14 protein-coding genes are annotated in these 25,109 nt (G+C 45.7%); 6 read left to right on the top strand and 8 right to left on the bottom strand.

What is annotated here, in order from left to right; all coding sequences use genetic code 11:
• Positions 1-12: 12 nt before the first annotated feature.
• Positions 13-1,176 carry a metallophosphoesterase gene (locus ACFGVS_RS12190; protein ID WP_439698826.1) on the bottom strand — a complete coding sequence of 388 codons (1,164 nt, stop codon included), beginning with the start codon at positions 1,174-1,176 and terminating at the stop codon, positions 13-15.
• A gap of 454 nt (positions 1,177-1,630) precedes the next feature.
• Positions 1,631-2,239 carry an alpha-ketoglutarate-dependent dioxygenase AlkB family protein gene (locus ACFGVS_RS12185; protein ID WP_439698825.1) on the bottom strand — a complete coding sequence of 203 codons (609 nt, stop codon included), beginning with the start codon at positions 2,237-2,239 and terminating at the stop codon, positions 1,631-1,633.
• Between the two features lie 396 nt (positions 2,240-2,635).
• Between ACFGVS_RS12185 and ACFGVS_RS12180 the strand changes: the two genes are divergently transcribed.
• From ACFGVS_RS12180 to ACFGVS_RS12155, 6 genes are all read left to right on the top strand, one after another.
• Positions 2,636-3,013, top strand: a complete 378-nt coding sequence (locus ACFGVS_RS12180; RefSeq protein WP_439698824.1) for a hypothetical protein — start codon at positions 2,636-2,638, stop codon at positions 3,011-3,013.
• 5 nt (positions 3,014-3,018) lie between these two features.
• Positions 3,019-3,747, top strand: a complete 729-nt coding sequence (locus tag ACFGVS_RS12175) for an ImuA family protein (protein WP_439698823.1) — start codon at positions 3,019-3,021, stop codon at positions 3,745-3,747.
• A complete protein-coding gene (locus ACFGVS_RS12170; RefSeq protein ID WP_439698822.1) occupies positions 3,740-5,242 on the top strand; it encodes a Y-family DNA polymerase in 1,503 nt (500 codons plus the stop codon). Before ACFGVS_RS12175 ends, ACFGVS_RS12170 begins: the two co-directional genes overlap by 8 nt.
• 3 nt (positions 5,243-5,245) lie before the next feature.
• Positions 5,246-8,428 (top strand): error-prone DNA polymerase, encoded by a 3,183-nt coding sequence (locus ACFGVS_RS12165; RefSeq protein WP_439698821.1) that lies wholly within the window; start codon positions 5,246-5,248, stop codon positions 8,426-8,428.
• Between the two features lie 507 nt (positions 8,429-8,935).
• Complete coding sequence (locus ACFGVS_RS12160; RefSeq protein ID WP_439698820.1) at positions 8,936-10,957, top strand: HRDC domain-containing protein; 2,022 nt, start codon at positions 8,936-8,938, stop codon at positions 10,955-10,957.
• Positions 10,958-11,306: 349 nt separating this feature from the next.
• A complete protein-coding gene (locus ACFGVS_RS12155; RefSeq protein ID WP_439698819.1) occupies positions 11,307-13,616 on the top strand; it encodes a glycoside hydrolase family 3 N-terminal domain-containing protein in 2,310 nt (769 codons plus the stop codon).
• 48 nt (positions 13,617-13,664) lie between these two features.
• Here the strand turns inward: ACFGVS_RS12155 and ACFGVS_RS12150 are convergent, their stop codons facing one another.
• The 6 genes from ACFGVS_RS12150 to ACFGVS_RS12125 all read right to left on the bottom strand — a co-directional run bounded on the left by ACFGVS_RS12150 (position 13,665) and on the right by ACFGVS_RS12125 (position 25,036).
• Positions 13,665-14,834 (bottom strand): ATP-binding protein, encoded by a 1,170-nt coding sequence (locus ACFGVS_RS12150; RefSeq protein WP_439698818.1) that lies wholly within the window; start codon positions 14,832-14,834, stop codon positions 13,665-13,667.
• A gap of 95 nt (positions 14,835-14,929) precedes the next feature.
• A complete protein-coding gene (locus ACFGVS_RS12145) occupies positions 14,930-16,321 on the bottom strand; it encodes a Gfo/Idh/MocA family protein (protein WP_439698817.1) in 1,392 nt (463 codons plus the stop codon).
• Between the two features lie 147 nt (positions 16,322-16,468).
• Entirely contained in the window at positions 16,469-17,284 is an 816-nt protein-coding gene (locus ACFGVS_RS12140; RefSeq protein ID WP_439698816.1) for a glycerophosphodiester phosphodiesterase family protein, read from the bottom strand.
• 61 nt (positions 17,285-17,345) lie between these two features.
• Complete coding sequence (locus ACFGVS_RS12135) at positions 17,346-20,096, bottom strand: hypothetical protein (protein WP_439698815.1); 2,751 nt, start codon at positions 20,094-20,096, stop codon at positions 17,346-17,348.
• Positions 20,097-20,168: 72 nt separating this feature from the next.
• Complete coding sequence (locus ACFGVS_RS12130) at positions 20,169-21,743, bottom strand: SusD/RagB family nutrient-binding outer membrane lipoprotein (RefSeq protein WP_090651148.1); 1,575 nt, start codon at positions 21,741-21,743, stop codon at positions 20,169-20,171.
• A gap of 14 nt (positions 21,744-21,757) precedes the next feature.
• On the bottom strand, positions 21,758-25,036 hold the full coding sequence (locus tag ACFGVS_RS12125; protein ID WP_439698814.1) for a SusC/RagA family TonB-linked outer membrane protein: 3,279 nt from the start codon (positions 25,034-25,036) through the stop codon (positions 21,758-21,760).
• Between the last annotated feature and the right edge of the window lie 73 nt (positions 25,037-25,109).

The following is a 25,109-nucleotide window of genomic DNA, read 5'->3' as shown; positions in this document are numbered from 1 at the left end:
CGTCAAAAATAACTATTTACGCCTTAAAGTAAGCACTGCAATTTCGGGCCAGATGCCTATACGGCCTTTCAGCCCAAGGAAACCGAAGCCACGGTTTACGTATAAATATTTGCCGCTTTGCTCATACAGGCCCGCCCATTGTTTGTACACATACTTAATGGGGCTCCACTTAAAGCCAAACAATTCAAAGCCAAATTGTGCACCATGGGTGTGGCCGGATAAAGTAAGGTGAACATGCTGGTGATGCCCCATAGTTACCGCATCCCAATGCGATGGGTCATGCGACATCAGTACTTTAAATGCATCATCGGGCACGCGGGCGGCAGCTTTTTCCAAGTCGCCATATTTATGAAAACCGCCCTTGCCCCAGTTCTCTACGCCGATAAGCGCCAGCGACTCGCCATTTTTATCAATAGTTAACGATTCGTTTAAAAGCAGGCGGAAACCTATTTCCTTATGCACATTTTTCAGGCGTACAAGGTTGTCATGCTTATCGTTCACATTATCCCAGCGCATATAATCGCCATAATCATGGTTGCCCAATACCGAATATTTGCCATAAGGGGCTTCCAGTTTGGCAAAGGCCGGTATCCAGGGATCCATTTCGGCAGCGTGGTTATTTACCAGGTCGCCCGTAAATAATATCATATCGCTCTGTTGGGCATTCACAAGGTCGAGGCCTTTTTGCACACCCTCTGCATCGCTGAAACTGCCGGAATGAATATCAGATAACTGGGTGATGGTAAAACCATCAAATTCTTCGGGCAGGTCGGGGAAGTACAACGTCTCGCGCCTTACTTTGTAATAGTGGCGGCCGCGGGTAACACCAAACAACAGCAGCAGGAAAAATACCCCGGCTATGATGAGCACAAACTGGCTTACGCCCACGCTATGCGGCGGAAAGCCACGGAACAGGCGCGTAACATCTTCCAGTAATAAAACAATGCTGCCAATAAGTTTAGGCACAAATGATAACAGCATTAATGCCATTAACCACGATATAACTTTGGTTTTACCGGTAAAGGCGCTGAAAACGATAGTGGCGCCCAGCAAGCCATCAAAAAGCCAGTAGGCCAGGTAAACCGTTGTATTGGCGGTAAGCGTTTGTACCGCCGCAAAAAAATAAACATCAATAATAAGCCATAGCAATACAATGGCAAGTACTCTTTTCTTCATACTTAGGTTAGACGAACAAGTATCAAAAAGATTTTAACCATTTAAACTTCATTGCGTTAAGATGACAAAAGGGGTTTATTCCTTTAAAATTGTAGAGACGCATAATTGCGTCTCCCGTAGGATATTCAGAATTTTCATGGTCGGATTTACAGGTCGGACCTTGCATGTGTGATTTGCATGCGGGCTAAGACTCACCCGGCGAGGCTGCGCCCGCCACCCTCTCTTCACCTGCGGTGGAAAGAGGGGCTTGAATGCTCAATATCAATATATTATAGAGAAAAAAATAATGAAATTTCAAGTCCCTCTTTCCGGCGAAGCCGAAGAGAGGGTGCCGCGCGTAGCGCCGGCGGGTGAGTCTTCACCTCCATGCGATATACGCCATTTTTACTTTCAGAATTTTGCGAAATTTTACAACTCAGGCAGACGCAATTATACGTCTCCACAAAAAAACGGATCATATCACCACCCTAAACGTCAAATTAACCCTCGCCTTCATCGGTTTTACAGATTTGGCTATGCGGTGTTCCCAATGCTCCTGCAATCCGGCCTTCATCAGCAGGAAAGAGCCATGTTCCAGCCGTACCGAATATTTTTCATGGTGATGCTGTTTGCTGCGGATATCAAAGCTGCGTACCTGCCCAAAACTTACCGATGCAATGACGGGGTTTTTGCCCAGTACATCTTCGCGGTCGCTGTGCCAGGCTACCGAGTCGTTGCTATCGCGGTAATAATTGAGCAGTACACTGTTGAATTGGATGCCGGCCAGTGGTTCTATTTTATTTTTAATCATCAGCAGTTCGGGCGTCCAGTAATTGGGCTTGCTTTGGGTTAGGGAGGCATAATCATAAACCTCCGGGTCGCCGTACCAGGCGGTCAAACGCGGGGTAATAATGTCTTTATCATAAATCCTTTGCATACGCTGTTTCCAGGGAGTTTCGGCAATAAACTTTTGGAGCAGGCTATCGCTTTCCTGCTCATTAAAAAGGCCTGGGCGGTAATCTAATAAATGGCTGGGCAGGCCCTTACTTTGCCCGGCATCAGGAAAAAGACATAGCTGTTCCATATCAACCTCCAACTTTTTTTAAGAAGATCTGTCTAAAAATATAAAACAGACCGTTATTGCTTCGTCCCTATCCATTGCGCACTAAAATTTACATAAACATTCGCATGAACGCTGGCTAAGACACCCGGCTGCGCTGCGCTGGCCACCCTCTCTTCATCTCTGCGGTGGAAAGAGGGGTTTGAACGTTGAATATCAAAAGTTTATCAAAAAAAAACAAGTGATAAAATTTCAAGTCCCTCTTTCCGGCGAAGCCGAAGAGAGGGTGGCGGGCGCAGCCTCGCCGGGTGAGTCTTCACCGCCATGCGATATACGTCATTGTCCCTTCAGTGCTAAAATTTTTTTACAAAGATATTAAAATGCTAATATTTTTAGTATTAGATTTGTAATCTGTTTCTGATGGAAGAATTTTATATCGATGTGGAGCTCAGCCGGGGCATGACCCGGATACAGGTGGACGAGGTGCCGCCTGAGCAATGGGATTTGCCCTATGCGCCGCAATTTATCATCGAGTTTTATAATGGCCGGGAATTTATCACCATGATGCTGCAACTGGAGCAGGGGGAGTGGTACGACCGTAACGCCCGTGTGCAGGATGACGACATACAGCGTTATTTTGAACCTGTGCCTGACCCACGTAATGCCGATTATGAAAGCCCCTTAAGTGTACAGGCCATCCAGGAAATTGGGCAGGCTATCAGCAGGCACATGGTGGTGCACCTAACGGTTTATATGGGGTTATTTATACCTGTTTTTCGTGAACCAACTTTAAACTGAAACTCATGGAAGCAAAAAAGGATATTATCAGCCAGCTGAAAAAAGATATTTTATTGTGGGAGGGTTTTAAAGCACCCATTGCCGGGGCCGACGATAGCTTTGGCCTGGGGCCTATTGAAGCTGCTTTTCCAAATGGTATTTTCCCGGTAGGGGCAGTGCATGAGTTTTTAACTACCGAGCCGGAGCATGCCGCGGCCACCAGCGGCTTTATTGGCGGCATACTGGCCCAGCTGATGCGTAACAATGGGGTTTGCTTGTGGATAAGCAAAGCGCGTACGGTTTTCCCGCCCGCGCTTAAGGTATTTGGAGTACCGCCTGAGCGGGTGATATTTATAGATCTGCAGCGCGAAAAAGATTTGCTTTGGGCAACCGAAGAAGCCCTGAAATGCGATGGCCTGGCAGCCGTTATTGCCGAGTTACCGGGCATCAACTTTACCCAGTCGCGCCGTTTGCAGCTGGCGGTTGAAAGCAGCAAGGTTACCGGCTTTGTTTTACGCACGGATGCTAAAAAGCTAAGTACCACCGCCTGTGTGTCCCGCTGGCAAATAACGCACCTGCCCAGCGAGTTGGAAGATGGTTTACCCGGCGTAGGCTTCCCGCGCTGGCAGGTAGAACTTTTAAAGGTGCGTAACGGCAACCCCGGCTGCTGGAAGGTAGAATGGGTGGCCGGCAGCTTTGCGCTGGTTGTTGAAGAGAAGGCGGTAACAGAAATAGCATACCATCAATATGCCTAAACGGTACATGTCTATATGGTTCCGTCACTTAACTACCGACTGGCTTACCCTGAAGCAGCCGGAACTGAAAGATGTGCCTTTTGTTTTTGCGATAAAAGATCACGGCCGCATGGTAATAACCGCCACCAACCGTGCCGCCGAAGTGCATGGGGTAAAAGCAGGCATGGTAGCTGCCGATGCCAAAGCCATAATAGTTGGCCTGCAGGTGATAGATGAACAACCCGATAGGGCCGCCAAATTATTACATGCCTTAGGCGAGTGGTGCATCCGCTATACGCCCACCATCGCCATTGATTTGCCCGATGGGCTGATCCTTGATGTATCCGGCTGTACCCACCTTTGGGGCGGCGAACGGGAATACCTGAAAACGATAGTACTTAAATTAAGAAGCAAGGGCTACGATGCCCGCGCCGCCATGGCCGATAGCATTGGCGCGGCCTGGGCCGTTGCGCGTTTTGGCAGGCTGAGCCCCATTATTGAAAGCTATGGGCAGGCCACGGCATTGCTGCCATTACCGCCGGTGGCCTTGCGGCTGGAGCCGGTTATTACCGAACGTTTGCAAAAACTGGGGCTGCGTACCATCGGCAGTTTTATCCGAATGCCACGGTCGGTACTACGCCGCCGGTTTGGGGAGCATCTGCTGCTGCGGCTTAACCAGGCTTTGGGCAACGAGGATGAGCCGATGCAATTATTACAGCCGGTTGAACCCTACCACGAGCGCCTGCCCTGCATGGAACCTATTAATACCGCCACCGGGATAGAGATAGCGATCAGGCGGTTACTGGAAAGTATATGTAAACGGCTGCAACAGGATGGCAAAGGGTTACGAACGGGTGTACTGAGGTGCTACCGGGTGGATGGTAAGGTAGAGCAGGTACAGATAGGCACCAACCGGGCATCGCACCATGTGGAGCACCTTTTTAAATTATTCGAGCTTAAAATAGCCACGATAGAGCCTGCCCTGGGTATCGAGCTTTTTGTACTGGATGCCCCCAAAGTAGATGATGCCGATCCGGTACAGGAGCGCCTTTGGGGCGAGGTTGGCGGCCTGGATGATACAGGAGTAGCCGAGCTGCTGGACAGGATTGCCGGTAAAATAAATACCAATGTTATTCGCCGTTACCTGCCTGATGAGCATTACTGGCCCGAGCGATCTGTCAGAAAAGCCGCTACTATACTGGAGAAACCAACTACCGCCTGGCGCATCAGCAGGCCGCGTCCCACACAGCTTTTGGCCCGGCCGCAGCCTGTACATGTAACTTCGCTGGTGCCCGATTATCCCCCCATGCTTTTTATTTACCAGGATAAGGTGCACAACATTAAAAAGGCAGATGGCCCCGAGCGTATTGAGCGTGAATGGTGGCTTGAAAATTGCGAACGCCGTGATTATTACCATGTTGAAGATATGGATGGCAAGCGTTACTGGATCTTTCGCCTGGGGGCCTATGTGGCCGGTGAAACAAATCAATGGTTTATTCATGGCTTTTTTGCATAGGTTATGGAGTATACGGAATTACAGGTTACCAGCAATTTTAGCTTCCTGCGCGGCGGCTCGCATCCTGCCGAGCTGGTTGAGGCCGCCGTAAAGCTGGGTTATACTGCCATTGCCCTTACCGACCGTAATACCGTTGCCGGTGTAGTACGTGCCCATGCCGCTGCAAAAAGTGCCGGCATCCGTTTTATCCCGGCCTGTCGGCTTGATTTGTTGGACGGCCCCAGTCTGCTGGCTTATCCTACCGATATTACAGCCTGGGGGCGTTTGTGCGCTATGCTTACCAAAGGCAATCTGCGTACCGAAAAAGGCAAATGCGATCTGTATAAAAACGATGTATTTGAACATGCCGAAGGCATAAAATTTATAATTATTCCCCCCGATGAATTAAACACCTGTTTTGATTTTGATGATTCATTTAAGCAGGATTTAAAGGAGTACCAGGCAGCTTTGGGCCATGATTTATATATAGCTGCAACCCGATCCTACCATGGCGATGATGCTAAACGCTTTTACCGGCTTTCGCAATTAACCATCCCTATGGTGGCTACCAATGATGTGCATTATCATGAGGCCGAAAGACGCGAGTTACAGGATATAGTAACCTGTGTACGCGAAAAGTGCACCATTCATAACGCCGGTTTCCGGCTGCATGCCAATGCTGAAAGACACCTGAAACCTATTGAAGAGATGGAACGCTTGTTTAAGCAATACCCTGATGCTTTGGCACGTAGCCAGGAAATTGCCAATGCCTGTCATTTTTCGTTAGATACTTTAAAATACCTGGAGCCGGAGTGGATTAGTCCCGATGGGCGCACGGCAGATGAACACCTGGCATCCCATACCTGGGCCGGTGCAAAAAAAATGTTTACTGATGCGGAATTTGAATTACAAAAGAAACAGATTCAGTTTGAACTCGATTTTTTTAAGAAGCGAAAACTGGCCCCTTATTTTTTACGGATTTTTGAATATACCCAAAAGGCCGAGGAGTTGAAAATTCTGCACCAGGGAAGGGGCTCGGCGGCAAATTGCGCGGTTTGTTTTTGCCTGGGGATAACTCCCGTTAATCCTGCTAAATCTAACTTGTTGTTTTCACGCTTTATGTCCGATTCGCGGGAGGAATGGCCCGATGTGGATGTTGATTTTGAGCATGAGCGCCGGGAGGAAATTATTCAATGGATATATGAAACCTATGGAAGGGAACATGCGGCTATTGTTGCCACGGTTACACAGGAGCGGCATAAAGGCGCAATCCGCGATGTGGGTAAGGCTATGGGTATTTCGGTAGATACCATTAACCGACTTTCGGGCGCTATCTGGGATTTTTCGGAAGAGGCTTTTGACCGCGAACGTATTATTTCGCAGGGGCTTAATCCCGACGATCCGTTGTTGACGAAAGTACTGCAACTGACTGACCAACTGATGGGCTTTCCCCGGCAGTTAGGGCAGCATACGGGCGGCTTTGTAATTATGCGCTGCAAACTTTCGGATATTTGCCCTGTAATGAATGCCCGGATGGAAGACCGTACCCAGCTGGAATGGAATAAAGACGACCTTGAAGACCTGGGCATTTTAAAGGTAGATGTACTGGCCCTGGGCATGCTTACCTGCATCCGTAAAGCATTTGATCTGGTTAAGCAACACTATGGAAAGGAACTGACATTGGCCAACGTACCGCAGGATGATAAGGCAGTTTATGATATGATATGCCAGGCCGATACGCTTGGTGTGTTCCAGATAGAAAGCCGCGCGCAAATGTCGATGCTGCCGCGATTGAAACCACGGGTGTTTTATGACCTGGTGATAGAAGTAGCCATTGTGCGCCCCGGCCCTATTCAGGGAGATATGGTGCATCCTTATTTACGCAGGCGCGATGGGAGAGATAAAGTTGAATATCCTTCGGAAGAATTAAAAAAAATACTGGAACGAACAAAAGGTGTTCCCTTATTCCAGGAGCAAGCTATGGAGATTGCCATGGTGGCGGCAAATTTCACCGCTGCCGAAGCCGACCAGTTACGCCGCAGTATGGCTACGTTTAAGGCCAAAGGATTGGTAAGTAACTTTCGCGATAAACTGGTGGCCGGTATGATGGGTAAAGGTTATACAGAGGATTTTGCCAGGCGTATTTTTAAGCAGCTGGAGGGCTTTGGCAGCTATGGTTTCCCCGAAAGCCATGCTACTTCATTTGCCCATTTAGTATACATCTCATCATGGCTTAAGTGGTATTATCCGGATGTTTTTGCCGTGGCTTTGCTCAACAGCCAGCCAATGGGCTTTTACCAGCCGGCGCAAATAGTGATTGATGCCGAAAGGCATGGTGTAGTTGTGCGCCCGGCAGATGTAAATCACTCCATATGGGATAACACGCTGGAAGAAAAAGATGGGAAGTTTTGTGCGGTGCGTTTAGGCTTCAGGCAGGTGAACGGCCTGCGTGAGGATGACATGCAGGCGCTGATAGCAGGGCGAGGAACAGGTTATACCAGCATCAGCCAGTTAAGTGATGCCGGTGTGCCGCAAGCGGCCATTGAAAAACTTACCGATGCCGATGCATTCCGTTCCCTGAAACTCGATCGCCGGGAAGCTTTATGGGAAGTACCCGCACTTAATGATAAGCCCATCGGCCTGTTTGCCGGCCTGCCATCCGAAAGCGCTATGGAAGTACAGGTTAACCTGCCGCTGATGACCCAGGCCGAGCATGTGGTGCAGGATTATGCCTCTACCGGTTTATCCTTAAAAGCTCACCCTGTTAGTTTTGTGCGCGAAAAACTGGATCTGTTAAAAGTAACAGCTACCGGCCGGCTGGCGCAGCTAAAAGATGGCGACCCGGTTAAAGTGACCGGCCTGGTAACCGTACGGCAAAGACCCGGTACAGCTAAGGGGATTTTATTTATTACCATAGAAGACGAAACCGGCTTTGCCAACCTGGTGGCGTTTGAAAAGGTTTTTGATAAATACCGGAAGGAAATAGTGCAAGCCCGCCTGCTGATGGTAGAGGGTAAATTGCAGATAGAGGGTTTGGTGATTCACGTGATAGCACATCGCTTTTTTAACCTGTCGACACTATTACGCGGCCTTACCGCCGCCCACACCGAAGATTTGCCGGTATTAACCTTATCGCGCAGCGATGAAACAACCTCGTTGGTTACGCCGGTCAAGGAGGTTTTTCACAAAGGCAGGAATTTTAAATAACAGGGGAAAAAGGAAAGTCAAGAATTAAGAGTCAGGAATCAAGAATCAAAAAAAATAAAACTGTCGCGGGGTTATAACCCGTGACGAAAGGCTGGTTTCAGCTTTCAGCTGAACTCCGTAAGCTATAAGCTTACACCAGTTGTACCCACGAGTTACGCTACGCTAACCTCGCGGGAGTGGAAGAAAAAGGCAAAACAAAAAATGAGCTTCACCCTCTATGCGGCGCAGCCGGAGGAGGGTCGGCCAGCGCAGTGTAGCCGGGGTGAGTCGTGACCGGCGTTCAAAACCGCCATTGCTACCAATACTAAATGCTCCTGAAAAAGCTGTTTGTTAATTGAAGTTGAGTGTTAACCATGAATATTTATAATATGTTAATTATCAATTATTTATAATTTAATTTTTAAAAATGTGTTAAGTTATGTTAACCCAATTTATATGCGTTTGCCATAATTCATGACTTTAATATCCGGCTCAAATAAAATTTATATTAACATTGCAACCGAAAAGATGAAAGAGACAAACCCGGCAATGCAGATGGCTTTTGATTACCTGGAAACAACCAATACGGTTGTTTTTTTAACGGGTAAGGCAGGCACGGGTAAAACCACTTTTTTGCAACGTGTACGGCAGGAATCAAAAAAGAAAATGGCTGTTGTGGCACCTACGGGTGTAGCTGCTATTAATGCGGGCGGCATGACTATTCATTCGCTGTTCCAGATCGCCTTCGGTCCCATCATCCCGGCAGGGAATACCCGGCCCGAGATGCATTATAGCCCGGAAAAAAAGGAATTGCTTTCCAGCCTGGAGCTGCTCATCATTGATGAAGTAAGTATGGTTCGGCCCGATGTGCTTGACCAGATAGATCTCATATTACGAAACCTAAAAGGTACTACCCAACCTTTTGGCGGTGTACAGCTTTTGCTCATAGGCGATCTGTCGCAGCTAAGCCCCATCATCCGCGATGAGGAATGGATGATGCTTGGGCGGTATTATAGTACCCCCTATTTCTTCAGCAGCCTGGTGATGCAAAAGGCACCTTATGTAAAAATCGAGCTCGATCATGTGTACAGGCAAAAGGAACAGGCCTTTGTTGATATCTTGAACGAAGTGCGTAACCAAACTATCAGCCCCGGTAACCTGGAGTTGCTGAATGCCCGGCACCAGCCCGGCTTTCGGCCAACGGCCGAAGAGCCTTACATCACCCTTACTACACATAACTCCATTGCCCAGCAACTGAACAACGAATTTGTGGAAGCATTGGAGGGGCAGGAGTTTGAATTTGCGGCTACTATCCGCGGCGAGTTCCCTAAGGATGCTTATCCAACTGAAACCAACCTGAAGCTTAAGATAGGTGCACAGGTAATGTTTGTGAAAAACGATAGCTCGGCCGAAAAGCTTTTTTATAATGGCAAAATAGGGGTGATCACCCGGATAGAACCCGATACTGTTTTTGTGCGCTGCGGGCAGGAAGAACGCGAAATTGCCGTACAGGCTTTGGAGTGGACCAATATTAAATACCAGCTGGAAGATCAGCAAATTAACGAGACCAATGCAGGCAGCTTTGCCCAGATCCCGCTTAAACTGGCCTGGTCTATCACCATTCATAAAAGCCAGGGCCTGAGTTTTGATAAAGCCATTATTGATGTAAGCGAGGCTTTTGCCCACGGGCAGGCATACGTAGCGCTCAGCCGTTGCCGAACCTTGTCGGGAATGGTATTGCGTTACCCTATTGCTGCAAATAATATTATTGGCGACCCCGCCGTTGCCCGTTTTAATGAGCAGGCAAAGTCCCTTAAACCGGATGAGGAAAGACTGGAACGCGATCGCGAGCTATATCGCCAATCGTTGCTGGCCGAGTTGTTCAATTTCAGCGGTTTACAAAACCGGGTCGCCGGGTTTGAAGAGGCGACGCCAGACATGGAAAAAGATATTTTTAACGTGGCCGAAAAGTTATCTCAGCAATTAGCCACTTATCAGCCCGAACGCATCCAAAAAGCGGCCCTCTATTTCAAAGATAAGCTGACTGAAGCCACCGGAAACCTCCATCAGCAAATCCCGGTGCTTATGGGCTTATCTAAAGATAAAGAAACAAAAGCCGCCAAAGCAGATAAGCTGATTCAATGGATGATGGCCCGAATCGCGTTAATGGACCATTTTTCTGGAAATACTTTTACCGCAACTACATATCTTGAAGAAAAGCGGAAGGCACAAGATCAGGCTGGTTCAAACCAATCAAACTCCTACGTTAAGGCTTTGAATGAAAAGCCGAACCAGCAGCTTTTTGACCAGATGATGGTCTGGCGCGATACCGCGGCTGAGAAGGAAAATATCATGCCAGGAATGGTGTTATCCGAAAAGACTGTAGCTACCATAGCAGAAAAGCTGCCGCCTACCATCAAAAATTTGAGCGCCATTAAGGGGGTAGGCACGCAAAAAGCGACACAATATGGTCCGCAGCTCATTGCTATGATACGGTACTATCTGCAGGAAACATTGGGTGCTGAAATGGAGCAGGGGAATTTGTTTTAGAGATGTAGTCCAAGAGCTGACTCAAAGAAATCAATTTAAAACCCTTGACTCATTTTGGCTAAAGCCGGCATGTTTTGTGCATTTTACCGCCCCATAAATGGGACGGCAATGAATTGATAATTCAGTTAAAATTAAACTTTTCATTGCCGTTGGCTTCAGCCAACGGTTCACATATAAGAGCCGGATGGCTTTAGCAAAATTTCGCCTACAGGAATTTACAAGAGATGTCCCTGAAATCTGACAAAACACTCCGCCGGATTATAATGTTTAAAGTATCTTAGACTATTGAAAAATGATACAAAATACCATATTTCAATACTACATCTATAAAAACAAACTTCTTTAAAAGATGGTCAGTAAAAAAATATTTGCCATTATTCCCATTGCTCTGATTTTATCTGCCGGTGTTCACGCGCAGCTTTATAAAAATCCCCAAACGCCTGTTGCACAACGTGTAGCCGATTTGTTAAAACGGATGACGCTGGAAGAAAAAGTTGGGCAAATGAGCATGTCGTCGCTAAGCGAAGCAAGCAAAAGCAAGATTGCTTACGGTGTATTGGAGAGCCCTTTTACCAATGTTTATGATATTGCCCGACAATCGATTGCCGCCAAAAAATACTCGCGTGAGCATACCCGGCTTGGTATCCCACCCATACAAATTGGCGAATGCCTACATGGGCAATTGTCGGCCGGCGCTACTACATTCCCGCAAGCGATAGCGCAGGGGAGCACCTGGAACCCGGCACTGATTGAGCAAATGGGCGCGGCCATTGCTTACGAGGCATCAACATCGGGCGTTGATGAGGCCCTGTCGCCGCTTTTTGATTTGATCAGGGATGCTCGCTATGGCCGGGTGGAGGAATGCTTTGCCGAAGACCCTTACCTGGTTGGCCAATTAGGATCTGCCTTTGTACGAGGCATGCAAGGCGATCCAACCAAAACAAAAACAAGCTTTGCCTTTGATAAAGTAATGTGTACTGGCAAACACTTTGCCGCCTACAGCAAACCTATTGCCGGTATTAACCTTGCCCCATCTGAGCTTGGCGAGCGAGAGTTGCGATCAATGTTTTTACCACCGTTTAAGGCAGCTGTACAAGAGGCCAACATAGCGGCTATTATGCCATCGTATAACGAGATTGACGGTATCCCGGCCCACAGCAATGAATTTTTGTTGAAGCAGATATTGCGTAAGGAATGGGATTTTAAAGGTTATGTTTTTTCGGATTATGGCGGCCTAAGTCAACTGTATAATTTCCACAAGGTGGCCAAAACCGCTTCGGATGCGGCACTGTTGGGAATCAAAGCCGGGGTAGACCTGGAGGCATCGCGCCCGGATGTTTATGGTCATTTGATTGAATTAGTAAAGGCAGGTAAGGTAAAGGAAGCACAGATAGATACCGCCGTAACCCGTATCCTGACCATGAAATTTAAAGCAGGCCTTTTTGAAAAGCCGCTGCCCGATACTTCACGCATTAAAAGCAGGTTACATACCGAGGAACATATCAAACTCTCGCAGCAAATAGCCGAAGAGTCTATCATCTTGTTAAAAAATGAAAAAAGCCTGTTGCCTTTAAATATCAGCAAATTGAAATCGATAGCTGTTATCGGTCCCAATGCTAATAAAGTACAATACGGCGATTATAGCTTTACCCGCGATAACCTATCGGGCGTAACCGTTTTGGAGGGGATAAAGCAATTTGCAGGAAATAACTTAAAAGTAAATTATGCTAAAGGCTGCGAGCTATCCGGCTTGGATAAAAGCGGCTTTGATGAAGCTGTAAAAACCGCCAATGAAAGCGACGCGGTTGTTGTGGTGTTGGGTACTACAAGTGTAGTATGGTCGGGTGTGGGGTGGAATGGGCAGGCGCCGGGTAACGAGCCTAAAGATCCCTTTACCTGCGGCGAGGGTTATGATGTAACCGACATTAATCCGCAAGGTGTTCAGCGCGAATTGTTGCAGGCCGTTTATAAAACCGGTAAGCCGGTGATATTGGTATTGGTACATGGCCGCCCGTGGAGCATTAGCTGGGAAAAGGAAAATATCCCGGCTATTTTAGAAGCTTGGTACCCCGGCGAAAAAGGCGGAACTGCTATTGCCAATATTCTTTTCGGAAAGATAAACCCATCCGGCAGGTTAAATATGAGCGTGCCCCAATCAACGGGGCATATCCCGGTATTTTATAACTATGTTAACTCATCAAAAGGAATTAACCGCCAGCACGGCACCGTTGAAAAACCGGGGCAGGATTATGTGTATTCGTCAACCGATCCTTTGTTTGCTTTCGGGTATGGCTTAAGTTATACCTCTTTCCAATACGATAATCTCAAGGTATCTAAACCCGTATTCGGCAAAAATGAACAGGTGACGGTTTCGGTAGATGTTAAAAATACAGGTGCTGTTGTGGGCAAAGAGGTCGTGCAATTGTACCTGGGCAACAAAATTAACTCAGTAAGTACGCCCGAAATGAGCTTAACGCGATTTAGCAAAATAGCCCTTGCCCCGGGTGAGCTAAAAACGGTGAGTTTTACCATTAGCTATAAGGATTTAGCAATTTGGAACAGGCAAATGAACCTGGTTACCGAGCCGGGAACTTTTGATGTAATGATAGCAAAAGCTGCCGATAACGTGGTGCTGAAAAAGCAGTTGGAATATAGATAACCATTTAAGGTTAAGCCGAAAGCTTATTAAAAATGCCTTTAGGAGGTTTTATAACTCACCCAAAATATTTTCCAGAAAAAATTGTAAGCCACTAACAATTGTTTTTTCATCCAGGTTGTAATGCTTTTCGCCGGGAGTTATTACAAAGGCCCTGGTTACCTGCAAATCGTCAAGCACATTATAGAAACCTTTAGAAAGGGACGGAGTTGTTGCATATTTAATTTCGATGGCGGCCAGTGGTTTGATGCCATTTACAAGTACCAGATCGCATTCTGCACCATTATGGGTGCGGTAATAATACATGTCCATGTGCCTGGGTTTCAATTGATAAATTTGTTCGATTACATAACCTTCCCATGAACTACCCACAATTAAATGTAATGGCAATTCGTGGCTATTTCTAATGCGATTTAATTCATGCAGTAATCCACTATCCCGTATATAAACTTTAGGTGCTTTTACTACACGTTTTTTAACGTTAACGTACCATGCAGATAATTGTCTTATCATAAAAGCGCCTTCCAGAAAGTCAAGGTACCTTTTTATCGTCACACCGCTTACACCTAAAGCTCTTGCATAGCTTTCTGCCATCCAGATACCTCCGTTATTTGATGCCAGCATGTACCAAAAATTGCGAATAAGCTTTTCTGAAAGATTGAAGCCAAACAGTAAGGCAAGGTCGCGTTCGATATAAGCCCGGATAAAATGTTCTGCCCATCGGCTAAAAGCGTGGTCAGTTTTGCTTGTGAGCGCATTTGGAAATCCTCCCCTAAACCAATGTTGTTCCTGGCCGATGCCACTTTCTAAAGCTTCCAGTAAATTTATCGGAGATAATTCTACAAAAGCTACCCGGCCGGCAAGTGACTCAGATACGCCTTTAACCAATGCTGGTGATGCAGACCCTGTCAGGATAAAACGGCCTGGCTGGCGGTTCTTGTCTATCGCAGGTCTTAATTGCCTGAATATATCAGGCTGGCGTTGCACTTCGTCCAAAACAATGCAACTATCGGTGTATTGCTCAAAAATAAATGCAGCATTCTGTAATCTCGCTATGTCTTCATCATTTTCAAGGTCGAGATACAAAACGGCTTTATCTTCTTTATTACCCAGTTCTTTCGCCAGTGTAGTTTTGCCAACCTGCCTGGGTCCTAATAAAGCAATTGCCGGAAATTCTGCTAATAAATGATTTAACTCCTTTTCTAATCTACGTTTAATCATATTCAAAGTTAGTATTTACCATGAAATATTAAAATTAAACTTTAATATTTCATGGTAAAATGCTTGGCTAAATCATTTGGTAAGCAAAATTATACCTACACTATCTTCATCTCTTCCGCATTCCATTTAATTACTTTGTTTTCAAAATAGCTGTCGTTACAGGCCAGGCAAGGCGCCGCAGCGCGGAAACCAAATACGGCGTCTTCAACAACGGGTTTACCTGTACGTATGGAATCAAAGAAGTTGGCAAAGTGATCGTTTGATGCATTATACCCTTCCGGGGCGCGGTAACTCTCGCCTGGGAGAATAGGCTGCTGCTGGTCGGCCTGCGAAAAGCGTTTGTTGTAATCGTCCATTAACGCTTTTTGCTGGGCTTCGGTAAAAGTTGATAACGAATCCCAGCCTCCGATGCCCGTAGCCACCGGCATTTTGTTTTTACGGATGGAAAAACTATCATCGCCCATCAGGTCCATCACTCCTTCCGACCCTACTATTTTGGTGGTACTATGATCACCCTCGCCGCTGATGAAGTTTACCCTTAGTGTTACCTGGAAAGCAGGATGTTCTTTGGTTTCGCCATAATGGATTACCGCGCTCATTACATCCGGCACGTTGCGGCCATCCTTCCAGTACGCCAGGTCGCCGATGGAATAGATTCTTTCGGGTCCTTTAGACCCGGTTATAAAGTGTATGCCGCTAAGCAGGTGAACAAAAAGATCGCCGGCAACCCCGGTACCATACTCGCGGTAATTACGCCACCTGAAAAAGCGCTTACTGTCATAATCGTATTTCAGTTTGGCGTTTGCTTGAAACCTTGCCCAATCTACAGTTTGCGGTGATGCATCAAAGGGAATGGTATACTGCCAGGCCCCAAGCGCGCTTTGCCTGTTAAATGATGCCTCGATGGAGTTGATTTTGCCAATGGCACCGGCCTCATACAACTCTTTTGCTTTTTTATAGGCAATGCTGCTTACCCGCTGGCTGCCAACCTGGAAAACCATTTTTGTTTCCTGTTGGGTTTTTATCTCGGCAAGGCCCTGGCTTATCTGGTGTACCATGGGTTTTTCGCTATAAACGGCTTTGCCGCTGCGCATGGCATCAATGGCTATCTGGCTGTGCCAGTTATCGCTGGTTGCTATAATCACGGCATCTATATCCTTGCGGGCCAATATTTCGCGATGGTCGCCGGTAGTGAACAGGGTAGATCCGTAAAGTTCTTTAGCCCTGTCAAGGCGGCCTTTGTAAAGGTCGCAGCAGGCTACCAACTCAACACCGGGTACGGTTAATGCGGCCCTGGTATCGGCAAAACCCATAATGCCCATGCCTATGGTGGCAATCCGGATTTTATCATTAGGCCCCACGCGCTTTTCGGCGCTCAGGATGCGGAACTCATGTTCTTCTTTGGCTGCCAGGCTATTAAGCGTAGCCGAAGTAAGCAAAACGGAAGCACCCAGGTGCTTAATGAATTTTCTGCGGTCGGTTGACATGGTAAATTAAGTTTTAAATAATGTTGGCACAAACCGCAAGGGGCGGTTACATAGGTTTGCGAGAGGCAATTTAGCAAACCAAAACTAAAATGCAATCAAAATTTATTTAATCCTTAAATTACAGGTATCAATCACGTTTGGTGCCTTTTACCTTAGCCCTTTCTCCTTCAGAAATTTTATTAATAGGGCCGGATGATCTGTCTGCAGGCCCTTTAAGCCTTTGTCTAACGCTTTATTCCAATCGGCCGGACCCTCGCCTGCACTTTGGATATCAGGCCAGGCCGGGATGTTGTATTTGGCTGCAAGGGCTACCATATCATTGGTGTATTGGTTGTATGAGCCGTCAAGGATATCGGGCTGATATTTATTGATAAAGCTTTCCATTGCCGCTACCGTTTTAACGCTATCGGGCATACTCAGCATCAGGGGCATTTTTGGCGCGGCCTTACGCCAGCCGGTAAACTGGGTTGCGCTATTGATGTATACCAGCACTTGTTTTTCCATGCCGTATTGTTTTATCATCTGGTAGGCTTGTTCCGGGTCGGCAGCTTTAAAATCAAGGTAAATATTGATCTTGTTTTTGCAGGCAGTAAGTATTTGCTTAAAGGTAGGGATACGGTATATGGTTTTATCTGTAGTGTCCTTGCTTTTTACCTTTAGCTGTTCCAGCTCATCAAGGGTAAAATCTTTAACGTTGCCTTTGCCGTCTGTCATACGGTTGATGGTGCCATCGTGCATGCTCACCAATTCGCCGTCTTTAGTAGTGCGCAGGTCAATCTCTACATAGTCAGCCTCGTTCCTGATAGCTTCCTCATAGGCAGCTAAAGTGTTTTCGGGATAAATAACATGGTCTCCGCGGTGGGCCGCTATAATAAATTTATGTTTTGATTTTGGGGCCGGGTTAGGCGTAAACGAAGTTAGGCCTGCTATGAAGGCTATAATGGTGATAAACGAAAAATTCATGATTATTGATTTAGTAAGATAGTAAAGCCCGGGTTTAACCGGGCTTTTTGGCTAATAAGTGTTAGTTAACTATTGTGCCCGATGTTTTTTTACCTTTTTGCTTGTAATGGTCGTTGCGCTCGCGGTCTTCATCGTCCATATCAACACCTTTTTTAATTTTGCGCCAGTTGGTGTTTTTGCTGTAACGCGCCATTGCCTTTTTGGTATCAAATATGCGCGTATCGCTTGGTATAAAAGTATATGGGGTATAGTCGGGCTTATCGGTAAAAAAATCTTGTAATAACGATGCGGTAACGTCGTACTGGTTTACATAAGGCACATCCAGCACGTTATAAATGGTTTTTAATATCGAACCAAAATTGGCATGAGTGTGGCTTACATAGCCTTTTTTAACATACGGGCCAGCCAGCATCAGGATAGACCGGTGGGCGTCTATATGATCAACCCCGCCCTGCGGATCATCCTCGGTAATAATTACCAGCATGTTTTTCCAGTATTTAGTGTGCGACAGGAAATCGAGCATGCGGCCAACAGCAAGGTCGTTATCGGCCATGTACGATTGCCTGTACGGGTAGCCGTCTTTAGGCCTTACATCGGCTCCGTGGTCATTAGGGACCTGCATGGTTATCAGCGAAGGCATTTTCTTTTTACCGGTGATCCACATCTTGGTAAACTCGCTTTTAAACTGCTCAACACGGAATTGGTCGGGAATGTTGGTATTAAAGCCGGAGTAGTTATGGCTGGTACGTGTGTATAAAGCCTTTTGCATAGGCACCATAACAATATGGGCTGCACCGGTGTTGGTATCTTCCCATTCTTCGCGCACGTGTGCGGTTTCGTTGGCCTCGCCAAAATTGTAAAAGTCTACATGCTTGCGCTCCAGGGCTTCCCACAGGCCCCCTGTTTCGGCATAGTCTTCAGGGTCCATACTGCCTGTTGAACCGGGAAAACGGCGACCGGGGGCGTTTGAAAATAGTTTAGCGGTTTTGCTCACGTTGGAGTTTGCTTCCACCCATTCGTTGGGGATAACACCCATCATCCAATGGTGGCCGTGGATAGATGCATCACTATCGCAATAATAATTATCACTGAAAGCGTACTGCGTGGCTACCTTAATATGGTTGGGCGATACATTAAGGTTAGGGAACTGCATCCGGGTAGCATCGGGCAAAGTATACTCGCAATGTACACCAAAGCGGGCCAGGGTACTATCGCCTTTGGCGTTGGGCAACTGGCCTAAAACTTCGTCGTAGGTGCGGTTTTCTTTGGTAATGTATACAATGTATTTGATAGGCGTGGGCGATGCGCCAGGCAATACCGGTACCGGGTTGTTGGTAGCAGCATCAATAGTTTTACTTATAAAAGTATTGCTGATTACTTGTTGAGTGTACCCGGCCAACTGTGCATTATCGGGCATGGCAACTTTTTGAAAGGTGCCTAACTGTATATCGCCTATGTAGGTACCTTGCGTTGGGGCAACAAAACCATGGCCGCCGTTGGGGCCGGCGCCGTAGCCGCGGCAGGATGTGATATACAGTTCCTTTTCATCGGCCGATAATTTTACCCTTGATGTTCCCCAGCCAGTTGGGATAAGCCCTTTGGTGGTTTGGGTAGGGACATCAATTACCGCAACGGCATTGAAACCTAAAAGCGCTACGTAAAGGTTTTTTTCATCTTTACTTAAGCTAATGCCGAAAGGTAACAGTCCTCGGAATTTATCAATACGAATGTCAACTTTAATCGGGATATCGCCCAGCAGCTTATGGTTTTTGTAATCGATAATGGTGATATTATCATTTGTGGCATTGGTAACATAAGCATATTGGCTGCCAACAGCTATTGAGTTTGGGCTTGCGCCGCCGGTTACTTCGGCATCTTCCAGCATCTGGCCAACCTGGTGGCCGGTTTTAAATTTATTGATCACCTTGTTGGTTGCCAGGTCGATAGTGAAAACGCTCATAGCGTCGGGCGATGAAGGGCTGCCAACACCGGGAATCTTTCGGCCTTCAACAACAGTTCCCTCGCGCGACTCTTTGGTGTTATCGCCATAAGGGTGCCGCGAGATCATGATTGAATCGGCATTTTTAGGGGTAGCCCCGGTTATTAATGGGTAAGAATACATGCCTACGTTGGCCACAAAGGCTGTTTTTTTATCGGGGCTTAAAGCCAGGCCAAAGGGCTGGCGACCTACATTGATTGATGCGGTTATTTTTTTTGTTTCCAGGTTAATCCGCACCATACGGAAGTTTCCCCTGTCCAGCACCAGTAACTCGTTTCTATCGGCATTAAACAGTAGGTCGGATGTGAAGCTGTCGTCATAATCTTTATTGCCAACCCTGCCATTTAATGATAGCGAATCTGTTTTTATAAACTTTTCGGCATCGTATACAATCACAGCGCCATTATCGCCACCGCTCAGGTACAGTGTTTTTGAATCGGACGAAAATGCTACACCCAAAAACGAACCATTAGATAAAGGAGAAGCGATCTTTTTATCGTATGATGGTACCCTTGAGCTGCCCATGGTGGCAATATCAATAAGGGTGACAACACCGTTATGCAGCGTTACCGCTTTTTTGCCGTCGGGAGATATGGATAACCCGAAAGGATCATGCGTTATGCGGATGGTTTGGCCGGCTGGTGTTATTAACCTGCCGCTGGGTAAAACAGATGCGCCGGCAGTATCTATTTTACAGTATTGATTAATCCCTGGTACCTGTAAAATGCTTACCTGCTGCTTTTGGGCAAAGGCGCATGGCATAAGCCCAATGCCGATTGCGAATGATAAAAGAAACTTGTTTTTAACTGGCATAGATAAATTGTTTTTAACCAAATAAAGGCCCCCGTTTGATGAGGGCCTTTGCAAAGTTGAGGTTAATAATTTTTATTTAAGAATGTACATTTTACCGTTAATGTCGTCATTGCCGCTATATTGATCGGCTAATGCTTTGTTATAATTAACAGCATTTGAAGTACGCTCGGAACCTGGATACTGGAAACGCAACGCTATACGACCGCTATTACCCGTACCCGGACCAGTTGTAAAGTTAGGTACACCGGTACGGCGGTAGGTAAAGTAAGATTCCAATCCTGAGTGACGGAACAATGCCAGGTATTTTTGTGTTAAAATTTTGGTAAGGCCAGCCGCATCAGCAGTATACTTAACACCTGATTGTGCGTAGTAGGTAGCCCAATCAACATTGATGGGATAAGTATCATAGTTAGCTAAATTTGCTGTACTGGTTGAACCCGGGCGGTAAAAGTATGCGGTAAAGCTACCAGCACCTGTAGGTATGCCATAATAAGCAAAAGAAGTTTGGATGCCTTTGATATAATAATCTTCGGCGTTACCTGTTGCCCAGCCACGGTTAATACCTTCGGCAATGTTAAACATCAATTCGGCATAACCTATTTGAATAGCCGGCTCGCCGGTGTAGGTTGAGTAATAACGTTTCCTGTTCAGGAATGAGTATTTCTGTAAGCCTGCGTTGTTATACATTACACCTAAATCCAAACCCGGATCGGCACCAATGAACGACGAAAACGCTGTAGGGCTTTGATGCAGGTTATCAACGTTGTAACGTGCAGGTTCAGCAGTTACAAAAACACGTGGGTCTTTTAAGCCGGTTAATAAACCGATGTAAGTAGCCGATGTGTTTTGCCTTGAACCATTTTGGCCAAAGTTATCCGGTGTTTGTGGGTAATAGTTTGTTGGGCTCAAGAAAGTGTATTGCAGGTTATCAGCGGCACTTGTCATAACCGGATATTTAGTTGGGTTATTAACGATAGTGGCAAATTGATTAGCAACATCAATATCACCATTCTTTTTACTTAATTGGATCAATAACCTGATCCGAAAAGTATTTACCACTTTTTGCCATGCTGTTAAGCTATTGCTTAGGTAGATATCGCCCGCAAGGGTGTTATCGCCTTTGCCTATCAAAGCAGCTAAATCGGTGTTCGCACTTTCTAACCAGGCTAATGATTGGGTCATCACGGTTTTTTGCGAGTCATAAGCCGGGGTTAAGTTAGAAAGACCTTGTAATGCTTGAGTCATTGGGATATCGCCTTCTTCCATACTCATCTTACTGAAAAAATATGCCCTGAAAAATTTCCCCAGAGCGCTGTATGGGTTAACTGCGGGCGCACCTGCTTTAACAGCCTGGTTTTCCATGGCCAACACGTTTTTTAAGGTAGTGTAGTAGTTGTCGCCGCTGCCAAAATCATAACGGTTGTTACCGTAATAATCGTAGTTGTAAATATAATACTGGGCATAAATTTCATTTGAACCATCAGGAAAATCTGCCATGGTATTCAATATGCCATTAAAAAGAAGCGAAGCCGGAACCGCATTTGGTACGTTTGGGTTAACAGATAACTCCTGGAAACTCTTTTTACAGCTGGTTACTGTAAGTATCATGAATACCGGCAGTAAATAAATTCTAAATATCTTTTTCATATTCATCTGTTATTTTAGAATGATAAATTTAAGTTGAAGCCGTAGCTGCGTACTGTTGGCGATTGCAATACAGTTTGAGCCTGAGCTCCGTTGTATTGGTCAAGATCCACATCCTTAAAGCGTTTGTCTTTATAGAAGTACAACAGGTTACGGCCATAAAGCGATGCAGAGATCTTTTGGATAAACGATTTTTGCAACCAGGCTTTAGGGAAATCGTAGCTAAAAGTTACTTCGCGCAGTTTGCTGAAGGTTTTATCCATCAGGTTTGATTCGTCTACGTTGTAATATTTACTTACATAATCCTGCACCAATGCTGTTTGCTTGTTTTGTGAAAATTGCAAGGCAGAATAGTTTAAGATAGCTCCTGTTTTTGAATCAAGGTTGATTGCTGTACCGTTTGATACGTTTACACCCGGACCAACATAAGTACCGTTGTAACCAGCTACACCAAAGTTTTTCCAATCCTGGTAACGGGCATCGCCAAGGGCGCCTGTTGCAGTTTCGATATTAGCGCCACCACGCATGGTTTTATTGTGCATATAATCGATAATAACACCACCAACAGCTCCATCAAACTGGAAGCCCATGCTGAAATTTTTGTAACGGATTTTGTTGGCAATGCTCCAGTTGTAATTAGCATTTTCGTGACCTAATACCTGGCCACCAACTGATAGTGGTTTGCCTGCTGCGTCATTAATAATCTGGCCTTCTTTTGTTCTTAAAAATTTGCTGCCGCGTAATATGTCGGTGCGGTCGCCTACGCTGTAGTAATTTAAGTAGGTGCCGTTTTGACCCGGAGGCAATTCTTTGTATACTTCTTTGTTGTTCGATACGTTAACCAACACATTCCATGTAAAGCCACCCAGATTTTTAATAGGTGTACCTTCTAATGATCCTTCATAACCTGAACGTTTAGTTTTTAAAGCGTTTAAGTATAGTGTGGTGTAGCCTGTGGCGGTAGAAATTTGGCTTGCGAATACTCTTGGACCATCAATATACTGGAACGCAGTAGCGCTTAGGCCCAACCGGTTTTGCAAAAATTTAATATCAAAACCTTCCTCGTAGTTTACGCGGGTAGATGTTTTGATGTTATTGATATATAACGAATTGGTTGCATAACCAGCCGTTGTATTGTTGTATGGTTTGCTTGTTGAATAAGATGGGTTCAGCGAATAATCGGGCCCATTGTATGGCGAAGTATAAGTAGAACCATACCCCAGCGGATTATTAAACAATGATGGGCCGGTACTGCCACCGAAAGCGGTAATTGAGCTAAATGGAGCAGGGCCAATAGTTGGGCTTGATACATCGGCTCTTACATTGGCGTATGATCCGCGTGCCTTCAGGAATGAAATGGCTTCGGGCAGTTTAATATAATCAGAAATTACAGTTGCTGCCGATACACTTGGATAATTATAAGTAGTTGCGTTTTGGAAAGCGCTTGATTTGTCTCTACGATAAGTTCCGGATAGGGTGGCATATTTACCGAACGACATATCTAACGACGCATAAAAACTCAATACTCTTTCAGATGCGTTAAAGCTGGTAGCCTGGATTGGATTTTTTGAGTTGCTGAAAGCATAAACCTCAGGTACGTTCAAGTAATCTGTAGATACCCAGCTTGAATTGTAGCTCATGGTACGCAGGTTTGAACCTACTAAACCAGATAAATTTAAAAAATTCTTAACCGTGTAGTTGTAGTTTAAAATTAACTCGGTGTTGTTATCAAACAAATTACGGCGATCTTCACGATAGTCACCCTGGTTGCCTTCACGTCCGTAAGGGTGGGCGCTAAAAGGCAGGTCTTCTGTGCGTAAAATATTGTAGGTGTCAATTTGTGAACGTAACCTTAAATTCAAATTATCATTGAATTTGTAAGTTCCACCCAGGTAACCGTAAGTGTCATTTTTGTAATGGCCACGGGTCCATTTTTGAGTTAACAAATATGGGTTATGGTAACGCTGATACTCCTCAAATTGCGATTGAACACCAACTTTACCAGGTTGCCAAATGGCTTTAATGTCTGGTGCGTTGATATCCCAATCTGCACCTGTCCATATCGAGATGTTATAAATGATACTATTAGGACCATATTGAACGTCTGGGAAGTTATCTGTTGATTGCCTGTTGAAATCAACGTTACCCTCAAAAGTCAATTTAGGAGTTGGCGTAAATGACGCGTATAAATTGGCATTAGCGATATTCAGATATTGCGATGGAATGTAGCTGGTTTGGTGTTGCTGTGAAACCGAAAAACGAGTTGTGTAAGTGTCTCCAACAACGCCTAATGCAACGTTATTATTGGTTTGCGAACCTACTTTCAAAAAGTTTTTCAGGTTGTCTTTACCTCGTGCTGTCCAGGGCGTTCCCTGGCGCACACCGTTAACAATAGGGCTATCATATTGCGGAATTAACTGGCCGTTAAAATAAGGGCCCCAAACATCGTAGTCGCCGTCTACACCGCCTGGTGCACCACCTTTACCATCAACAAATTCGTAAAAGGTGTTTTCGCCCGGCCCGAAAGAATTTTGAGTACGTGGGAAAGCAAGGAAACCACTGTTTAATACAGTACTGCTGTTGATATCAACAGTTAAACCTTTTTTGTTTTTGGCACCTTTTTTTGTGGTGATTAAAATGGCACCATATTGTGCGCGGCTACCGTAAAGTGCAGCGGCGGCAGGGCCTTTTAATACGGTGTAAGTTTCAATATCATCAGGGCTAATGTTATAAGTATCTGTATTGATAGGGAAACCATCAACAACATATAATGATACCTGGCTACCCCTGATCAGTACGTTAGGGTTACCTAATAACTCGGCAGATGGGCCAACAGATACGCCGGCAACTTTACCTATTAAGCCTGTGATCGGGTTAGGATCGCGGGCAGTTGTTAAGGCGTCGCCTTGTACAGTTTGTATAGCGTAACCAATGCGCCTGGTTTCTTTTTTAATACCAAGGGCTGTAACAACTACCTCATTTAATACCTTGTTGTCGCCGTTTAAGCTTACATTAATTACATTTTTATCGGCAACCACAATGTTTTGTGGGGTGTAGCCAATAAACGAAAATGTAAGTGTTTGACCTGCACTTGCCGAAATAATGTAACGGCCCTCAATATCGGTAACCGTACCTTTGTTTTGTTCTTTAATGCGTACACTTACACCGGGTACTGGTAAGTGGTTCTCGTCGGTAACTGTACCGCTTATTTTGCTTTGAGCTAATAATATAGATGGCGCAATACAAAATAACAAAACCGTAATAACGGTTTTTAGTCTCTGGTAAAACTTATTCATCTGCTAAAATTTAAGGGTGAAACATGTAGTTTTTTCATACAGCAATGCTAAACTTTGTTTATTATTAGTAAAC

This window comes from Mucilaginibacter sediminis (assembly GCF_051903035.1).
Lineage (GTDB): Bacteria > Bacteroidota > Bacteroidia > Sphingobacteriales > Sphingobacteriaceae > Mucilaginibacter.
The sequence above is the reverse complement of the archived record's forward strand: the minus strand, read 5'-3'. Positions and strand labels throughout refer to the sequence as shown.